This is a genomic window from Arthrobacter crystallopoietes BAB-32, from assembly GCF_000328305.2.
Classification (GTDB): domain Bacteria; phylum Actinomycetota; class Actinomycetes; order Actinomycetales; family Micrococcaceae; genus Crystallibacter; species Crystallibacter crystallopoietes_A.
In genome coordinates this window covers 1-8,363 of the sequence record NZ_ANPE02000278.1, presented here as the reverse complement: position 1 = coordinate 8,363, position 8,363 = coordinate 1, and the positions used below count along the sequence as shown (strand labels likewise).

The following is an 8,363-nucleotide window of genomic DNA, read 5'->3' as shown; positions in this document are numbered from 1 at the left end:
CGCCGGCGGCACCCGCGGCCCCAAACCCCAGGGCCGCACACCGCCCACGCCCGGCACCCAAGCCCGCCGTCCGCCGTCGTACTTTCCCTCCCGAACGCACTACCAGTCCCACCCCATTACCCCAACCGCGGCCTGCCTGAAAACGGGCCCAGACAATGGAGTCTGACCATGAGCGTTACCCCTGAAACCACTGCGCGCCAGCGCAACACCGTCCGCTGGGTGGTGCTGATCGCCGCCCTCGCCCTCATCTTTGACGGCTACGACCTGGTGGTCTATGGCACCGTCGTTTCCGATCTGCTGCGCGATCCCTCGCAGCTGGGCCCGCTGGATGCCGCGCAGGCCGGCGCCCTGGGCAGCTACGCGCTGGTCGGCGTGATGGTCGGCGCCCTTGTGGCCGGAGCCGTCGGCGACTACCTTGGCCGCCGCAAGGTCATGCTGGTCAACATCGCCGCCTTCTCCATCGGCATGGCGCTGACCTCGATGGCGACCAGCGTCTTCGCCTTCGGCATCCTGCGCTTCCTGACCGGACTCGGCGTGGGCGCCCTGGTCGCGACCGCCGGGGCCGTGGTGGCCGAGTTCGCCCCCGCCGGGCGGAAGAACTTCTACAACGCGATTGTCTACTCCGGCGTCCCGGCCGGTGCGCTGATGGCGTCGCTGCTGGCGATCATCTTCAACGGCGTCCTCGACTGGCGCGGCCTGTTCATGATCGGCGCGCTGCCCATCGTCTTCCTGCTCCCGCTGGCCGTGGTGAAGCTGCCCGAGTCGCCCCGCTGGTTGCAGGCCCGCGGCCGGCTCGAAGAAGCAGAGCTGCTCTCGCGCCGCACCGGCATTCCGCTGGCGCTGCCCGCTGCCCCGGCTGGAACGGCCACCTGGGGAACTGCCCTACCTGGAGCGCCCGCATCGGAACCGGCCATGCGGGGAACTGCCATGACAGGAACGACGGCGAGGGCCGGCTTTGCGGGGCTGGCCACCCGCACGTACGGGGTGCCTACCGCGTTCCTGGGCATCATGAGCTTCTCGGGACTGCTGCTGACCTACGGCCTCAACACATGGCTGCCGGAGATCATGGGCCAGTACGGCTATGAGGAGAACTACTCGCTGCTGTTCCTCGTGACGCTCAACGCCGGGGCGGTGATCGGCGGGCTGCTCGCTTCGCGTTCGGCCGACAAGTTCGGGGCAAAGCGCATTGTCTCGACCACGTTCGGGCTCGCCGCGCTGTCGCTGTGCCTGCTGACGTTCGGCTTCCCGCTGCCGGTGCTGCTGGCCGCCGTGGCTATTGCCGGCGTCGGTACCCTGGGCACCCAGGTGCTCATCTACGGGCTGGTCTCCAACTACTACCAGACCTCGGTGCGGGCAGCCGGCGTGGCGTGGTGTGCCGGGTTCGGCCGGCTCGGCGGGATTGTGGGGCCGCTGCTGGGCGGCTTCCTGCTGGCCGGCGGAGTCCGCTCCCAGACCGCGTTCTACATCTTCGCCGGCATCGCGCTTGCCGGAGCCCTCGTCACGATGTTCCTGCCGCCCCGTCCGGAAACCGGGGAACCATCCGGTTTGGATGCCACGAAGGAGCCTGTGCTCGCCGGAACCGATACGCTGGAACACCATGACTGACACCACATCCCCGGTGCTGGTCGGCCGCGACAGCCAACTGGGCCGGCTGGCTGCCCTTGCCGCGGCGGCAGGATCCGGCCAGCCGCAGGTCGCCATCGTCCACGGCGCGGCCGGGCTCGGGAAATCGCAGCTGGTGGAGGCTTTCCTGCACCGCTGCCGGCCCGCCCGGATCCTGCGGGCCTCCGGTGCCAGCTGGGAAGCCGACCTTGCCGGCGGGGTGCTGGAGCAGCTGCTCCGCCGCGGGACTGGGGCGGCAACCGCCGGGCAGCCGTCCGGGGCGGGATCCTTCGGCGTGCTCCCGGAGGATCCGCGGGAAGCCGGCCTGCTGTTGCTGGAGCGGCTGCAAATGCTGGCTTCCAAGGACGCCGCCAGTGAATCCGCCGGGCAATCCGTCAGTGCCGCCGCGGACCGGGCCAGCGTCGAAGAGCCGTGCATGATGTGGATCGATGACCTGCACTGGGCTGATGAGTATTCCCTGCGGGCGCTGGCCTGCGCGCTGCGGCGGCTGGATAGCGAACGACTGCTGGTGCTGCTGGCGGTCCCGGACGAGCAGTGGCAGTTGCTGCCGGCGGGATTCCGCGAACTGGCCGGCTCTGCAGAGGTGGCGCGGATCGGCCTCGCCCCGTTGTCCGCCGACGACGTCGGTGCGCTCGCCTGGGAAGCCGCGTCCACCGAGCTGTCCGCGCCGATGGCCCTGCGGCTCTGCAACCACGCCGCAGGTAATCCGGGCCACATCCTCCAGCTTCTTGAGGAGCAGCCGGACGGCTACTGGGCGGACTGGCACGCGGAGCTGCCGGTGCCGAAGAGGCTGCTTTCCGGTATGACCGCCAGCCTGGCTGCAGCCGCTCCCGCCACCCGGTCCCTGGCCGAGGCGGCATCGGTTCTCCAACCAGGTTGCCGGCTGGCCGATGCAGTGGCGCTTGCGGACGCCGGCCCGGTGGCGGGCGTGACTGATCCCTTGGCGGCCCTGGACGAGGCGAACCGCCTGGGCCTGCTGGTCGCCAACCCTGATCCGACCCTGCTGGCCTTTCCCCACCCGCTTGCCCGGGCCGCCGTCTATGCGTCGATGCCGGCGACCGAGCGGGCTGCCTTGCATCGCCTTGCTGCGTCGCTTGAGGCTGACGAAGGCCAGCAGCTGCATCACCTCGCCAGCGCCACCGCGCTGCCCGACGTCGGTCTGGCCCACAAGCTGGAGGACTATGCCCGCCGGCAGGCGGAGCGCGGCGCCTGGCGGTCGGCTGCCTCCGCCCTGATGCGTGCCAGCCGCCTATGGCCCGACCCTGCCGGCAGCCAGGAGCGGCTGCTCCACGCGCTCGATGCGCTGGTCGGCGCCGGTGACCTGGCCCAGGCGGGCGCCTTTGCGCGGCAGGCCGACAACTTCGCACCGGGACCGCTCCGCGCCGCGGTCCTCGGCTACCTCTCGGTCCTTCGCGGCCGTCCAATCCATGCCGACATGAAGCTCGACAAGGCGTGGGAGCAATGCGACCCGGAGGCCGATCCCCAGATGGCCGCCATGATCTGCCAGCGGCGTGTCCTGCATTCCCTGGCCGCCCAGAACGGCCAGGACCTGGTGGACTGGGCGCGCCGGGCCATGACGCTCGCGGCCGAGTGCTCGCCGGAGTTCATCGAATCCCGGGCGATCAAAGGGCTGGGTCTGGCGATGCTGGGCCAGCGGGAGGACGCCGAGGATCTGTACTCGAAGTTCCCCTCGCCCCGCGCACTCGGGGCGCAGCGCCAACGGGTGCAGCTGGGCCGGGGCTGGCTCGCCTTGGCACAGGATGACCACCACCTGGCGCGCGACCAGCTGGCCGAGGCCGTGCCGACGGAGTACCACCTGGGTTCCGGCCGGATCTCCCAGTGGGCCCATGGTTGGCTGGCCCGCGCCGAGTTCGAGCTCGGCGACTGGGACCAGGCGCTGCGGACCGTGGAACGCGGGCTGGTCCAGCAGGAGCAGCTTCAGGTCCAGCTGGCCAGGCCGCTGCTGCACTGGACCGCCGCGCAGATCCACGCCCAGCGCGGCAACTGGGACCGGAGCGCCCACCACCAGGAAAGCGCTCGGGTGCCGGCGGACAGCTACGCGATCATGCGCCTCCCGGCCGCACTGGCTTCCGCGGCTGCCGCCGAGGCCGCCGCGGACTATGACGGTGTGCTGCGGGCCCTGGCACCGGTGGTCCGGATGGACCGGGCCAACGGCATTGACGAACCGGGCTTTTGGCCGTGGCATGACATCTACGCCAACGCGCTGGTCATGACCGAGCATGTCGACGAGGCCTCGCACTTCCTGGCACCGCACGAAAAGCTTGCCGCGCTGCGCGGCCACCGGACGGCAGCCGCCCGGCTGTCCTTCGTGCGCGGACGGATCCTCGGGGCGAGGGGCAGGATCGAAGAGGCACGAAAGGCGTTCGAGGGCGGGATCGCCGCCGTCCAAACGCTGCCGGTCCCGCACGTCAAGGCGCGCTCCCGGTTCGCCTACGGCCAGACTCTGCGCAGGGCCGGCCGGCGTCGGGAAGCGGCAGCCATCCTGGCCGAAGCGAGGGACATCTACCTGTCCCTCGGCGCCACGGTCTACGTGGAACGCTGCGAGCGGGAGATCCAAGCCAGCGGCGTGGCCAGCGGAACGCGCCGCAGCGGGCTGGACTTCGAGGCCCTCACCGCCCAGGAGATCGCCGTCGCCCGGCTGGTCGCGCAGGGCCGTACCAACAAGGAGACTGGCCTCGAACTGTTTATCGCGGCCAAAACTGTCCAGTACCATCTGACCCGAATCTACGCGAAGCTGGGCATCAGCTCGCGCAGCGAACTTGCCGCCCGCTACCGCGCCGACGAGGCCGGATAGCCCGGTTCGCGAACCGGTCTATCGGCGGGACAGCCCGGTGCGCGCCATCGCATCGCCGTAGGCATTCTTCATGTCGCCCAGCCACTGGGCCTGCCGCTCCGGCGAACCGGCGAAGGAGCGGCCGCTGAGGGAACGGACCTTGTAGGTCTTGAAGCCGCGGCGCCAGAGGAGAGGGTTCTCGGTCTTGAGCAGCAGCGCTGCCAGCCTATGGGCCTCGGTGCCGTGCGCGACGAGGGCCGAGGCACGGGGGACGAGGGCCAGGAACTTCAGCAGCGGCTTGAGTCCGGCGGCGATCTGCTCCGGAGTGAGCTTGCCGTTGGCCTCTCCGGGCACGAACCACGGGTGCACGTTCCACGGCATGACGTACTCCGGCCGCAGGCCCAGCTGCCACTGCACGCCCAAAAGGCGAGTCGCGGCGTCGTCGTCCCCTGCCGTCACGAAACCCGACGGCGAGGCACTGCCGACATTCGAGAACAGGCTGATGATCCGGCATTCCTCCACGTTGTGCACTGGATCGATGTACTGCACTTCCGTGCCGGGCTTGGCCTCCTGCAGACTGTCGCAGAGCTGGTTGACGTCGGCGACGTTCGGCTCGTAGCGGCGGGCGTGAAGCTGGTCATGCAGGGACTCGGAAGCCAGGGCAGTCATAAAGTGCGGTATCTCCTTGCGCGGTTGTGCGCAGCACAGTGGGCGCAGGCCGAGGAAGCGGCGCGCGCCGTGAGGGTGTTTTTGGGGCTTCCCTAGTCTAGCAACCGCTGCGCTGTTGATTCCGCAGTTCTCCTTATCCCTTCGAAGCCGGCGCCCCCGGACCGCTGCCAGCCTCGTTCGCCCGGAGGGCATTTTCGACGGCGGCCACCAGGGAATTGAACCGGGCGCTGCCTTCGAGGTCCTCCAGCAGGACCGGCCGGCCGGCAGGGTCCGCGAGCGGCAGACGCCAGTTCGGGTACTGCTCGCCGGTGGTACCGGGCTGGTTCTGCACGCGTCGGTCCCCGGTAGTGTCCACCAGCGAGACGCCGAGCAGCATGGCCGGGGTCTGCGCGAGCAGCAGATGGAGAGCCTCGATCTGCTGCTCCTCCGTCGCGTCGGTTCCCTCGGGCAGCAGGCCGCGCTCGCGGGCAACGTCCAGCACCGACTGCACCGATTTTTCGTGGGCCGCCAGCTCCTCGGCGGCGCTCTGCTGCAGCAGGCCCAGCCCGTCCCGCAGCGCCACATGCTCGCCGGCCAGGTAGCCGGCGGTCGGTGGCAAATCGTGGGTGTTGACGCTGGCCAGGCACTGCGCGCGGTACTTCTCCGGCGGAAGGGGAGCGCCGCCGTCGTTCTCAAACCACAGAATGGAGGTGCCAAGGATGCCGCGGTCCGCCAGATAGTCCCGCACCCACGGCTCGAAGGTGCCCAGGTCCTCGCCGATCACCACCGCCCCGGCCCGCTGCGCCTCCAGTGCCAGGATGCCGATCAATGCCTCGTGATCATAGGTAACGTAGGCGCCGTCGATCGGCAGGTTGCCCTCCGGCACCCACCAGAGCCGGAAGAGCCCCAGGATGTGGTCCACCCGGATGCCGCCGGCATGGCGCAGCACGGTGCGCAGCATGTTCCGGAACGGCACATAGCCGGCCTCGGCCAACCGCTGCGGATGCCACGGCGGCTGCGACCAGTCCTGGCCCAGCTGGTTATACATATCCGGCGGGGCGCCCACGCTCATCCCCGGTGCCAGCACACCGCGCAGCATCCACGCGTCCGCGCTGGAAAGGTCCGCGCCGACCGCCAGGTCATGCACCACGCCCAGCCGCATGCCAGCGAGCTTCGCCGCCCGCTGCGCCGATTCGAGCTGCTCATCGCAGAGCCACTGCAGCCAGGAGTGGAAGCCGATGCGCTTGGCCAGCTTGCGTCGCTTGCCCTGCGCGAAAGCCGTGTCGGGCGCAGCGGCCGGATCATGCCAGACCGGATCATCGGCCGCCAAGTCCTCACGGAGGGCGCACCACAGCGCGAAGTCCTCCAGCCCGGCGCCGCTCTCCCGAAGGAACGCCTGGTAGGCCTGCTCGCGCGCGGGGGAGCGCTTGGCCTGGTGGAGCAGCTCCAGCGCCTCAAGCTTCAGCTCGTACACCCGGTCCCGGTCCAGCAGGTCCGCGCTGTGGTTCAGCCGCTGCGCCTTGGCCGCCAGCTTCTCCACCCGTTCCCGCTCCTTCGGCTGCAGGTAGGCCAGCTCCTCGATTGCCTCGATGCGCAGGTAGAGCGGATTGAAGAAGCGGCGTGTGGAGGGCGAGTACGGCGAGGGCTGCAGCGGGGGCGCGGGTTCGGCGGCGTGCAGCGGATTGACCAGCACGTAGTCCGCGCCACGCTCGGCGCTGAGCGCGGCCAGGTCAGCCAGATCGCCGAAATCCCCGATTCCCCAGGAGCGCTGGGACCGCACCGAATACAGCTGCGCGGCCAGGCCCCAGCCGCGGCACTGCTCCAGCATGCCGGTCGTGGCAAGCCGGTCCGGCACCACGATCAGTGCCGTCTGCGCCACGGCGCCGTCGCTATCGGCATGCAGGGTGTGCCAGCCCAGCGGCAGGTTTCGCGGGAGCGCAAACAACACCCGTCTAGTCGGCACGCCGTCTACGTCCCGCGGCTCCATCCCGGGGTCGCGCTGCTGAACCGGGTACTCCTGGCTGTCTTCGGCGACGATCCACAGTTTCACTGCAGCCCCGTGCGGCACGTGCACCGGGACCAGGGCTTCCTTTCCCTCGGCTATTACGACGGCGGGGGGCAGCATCCGGCGCCAGGGTGACAGTTCCGCATCAGCCAGGGATGAGTCCAGCAGATCGTTGGTCGAGGCAGACACGCCCAAGGCATCGAGCACCTTGACCAACGTATCCGCTGCCACTTCCTGCGGCTTCCCGCTCCAGCCCGTGAAGCTTGTGCCGACGCCGTATGTGGCGGCAAGCCGGTGCAGTTTGGCCAGGTCGAGGCCGCGGTTCGTGGAAGGCCCGCTGGGTGTGGAAGCAGGATGGTTCATTAAGTCCGCCTTGTCTGCCGAAGGTCATGCATGCACGTACCGAAGCTCTGATGGCACCTGGTCTCGATTATGTCAGCGGGCACTGACAGTGAAGCAAGATGACGGCCAATCGGAAAGCTGGCTGGCCTGATCCGGCGGACTGCCTCTCAGCAACCCATGGTCAGCGGACATCCACATATCGAATCTTCCTTCGAATAGTGTCGGTGCCGGCTTGTAGCGTGGTGGGTATGGAGGAATTCAGCAACGAGCAGTCGCAGGGGTGGCGGGTCGATTCAGCGGTGCCTGCCGCTTCATCCCGGTCTGCTTCCGTCCTCGAGTACCACTTGCACAGGGCGTTGCTGGAGCAGCGCCTGCAGCGGATGTACCCGGCGGGTAGGCCGGGTGCCGGCGCCGCTGTTCGTGTCACGGATGACCCACGCCTGGGCACGGTTCACTTCTGCGCTCCGGAGCCCGGCATCGGTGTCCCCGCCACGCCGTCCCCGGGGTGTGGCGAGTCGTTGCGTGTCCGGCTTGGCGGGACGTGTGCGGCCGGATCCGCTGGCGGCGGTATCACCGTTCCGATCGGGGATCCCGGCGACGGCGAGGACGAGCCGGACCCCGGTTCCGCCAACACGCACGCCGGGACTGAACCCCTCGCCGCTGATCCGGCACCGGCCCCTGAGGAGGAGCCTGCAGGCGATGCCGCAGCCGCTGGGTCCCCGCATCCCGTTTCGGACCCTGGCGGGCCTGCGGAGCCCGCCGGCCCGGAGGACATTGTTCCTGAGCCGGGGCCGGTTGACCCGGATTCCGTTGAAGAAGGCACCCCCGGGCTTGACGGTGATGAGGTGAAGGGTTCGGCCCGTGTGTCCCGGCGGCGTGTGGTGGATGAGTTGCCGGATTGGGCGTTGTCGCCGGCGCAGCGGGCGAAGCGGGAGAAGGCCCGGGAGGCGG

4 protein-coding genes and 1 pseudogene are annotated in these 8,363 nt (G+C 69.5%); 3 read left to right on the top strand and 2 right to left on the bottom strand.

What is annotated here, in order from left to right; genetic code table 11:
* Positions 1–168 precede the first annotated feature (168 nt).
* Both D477_RS19685 and D477_RS19680 read left to right on the top strand, forming a co-directional pair.
* Complete coding sequence (locus tag D477_RS19685; RefSeq protein ID WP_005274404.1) at positions 169–1,605, top strand: MFS transporter; 1,437 nt, start codon at positions 169–171, stop codon at positions 1,603–1,605.
* Positions 1,598–4,438 carry a helix-turn-helix transcriptional regulator gene (locus tag D477_RS19680; protein ID WP_005274402.1) on the top strand — a complete coding sequence of 947 codons (2,841 nt, stop codon included), beginning with the start codon at positions 1,598–1,600 and terminating at the stop codon, positions 4,436–4,438. The genes D477_RS19685 and D477_RS19680 overlap by 8 nt, the downstream gene beginning before the upstream one ends.
* Before the next feature lie 18 nt (positions 4,439–4,456).
* Here D477_RS19680 and D477_RS19675 read toward each other — a convergent pair whose 3' ends face one another.
* Together D477_RS19675 and malQ are read right to left on the bottom strand one after the other, a co-directional pair.
* Positions 4,457–5,086: a uracil-DNA glycosylase gene (locus D477_RS19675; protein WP_005274399.1), complete on the bottom strand. Its 630-nt coding sequence runs from the start codon at positions 5,084–5,086 to the stop codon at positions 4,457–4,459.
* Between the two features lie 133 nt (positions 5,087–5,219).
* Positions 5,220–7,433, bottom strand: a complete 2,214-nt coding sequence (gene malQ / locus D477_RS19670) for a 4-alpha-glucanotransferase (protein WP_005274395.1) — start codon at positions 7,431–7,433, stop codon at positions 5,220–5,222.
* A 227-nt stretch (positions 7,434–7,660) separates the two neighbouring features.
* Between malQ and D477_RS19665 the strand changes: the two are divergent.
* A pseudogene (locus D477_RS19665) lies at positions 7,661–8,363 on the top strand (hypothetical protein); the annotation flags it as partial.

Excerpts from the sequence above, each read along its gene's own strand:
- D477_RS19685 (WP_005274404.1), top strand. The coding sequence starts at position 169 with ATGAGCGTTACCCCTGAAACCACTGCGCGCCAGCGCAACACCGTCCGC.
- D477_RS19675 (WP_005274399.1), bottom strand. The coding sequence starts at position 5,086 with ATGACTGCCCTGGCTTCCGAGTCCCTGCATGACCAGCTTCACGCCCGC.
- D477_RS19680 (WP_005274402.1), top strand. The coding sequence starts at position 1,598 with ATGACTGACACCACATCCCCGGTGCTGGTCGGCCGCGACAGCCAACTG.
- malQ (WP_005274395.1), bottom strand. The coding sequence starts at position 7,433 with ATGAACCATCCTGCTTCCACACCCAGCGGGCCTTCCACGAACCGCGGC.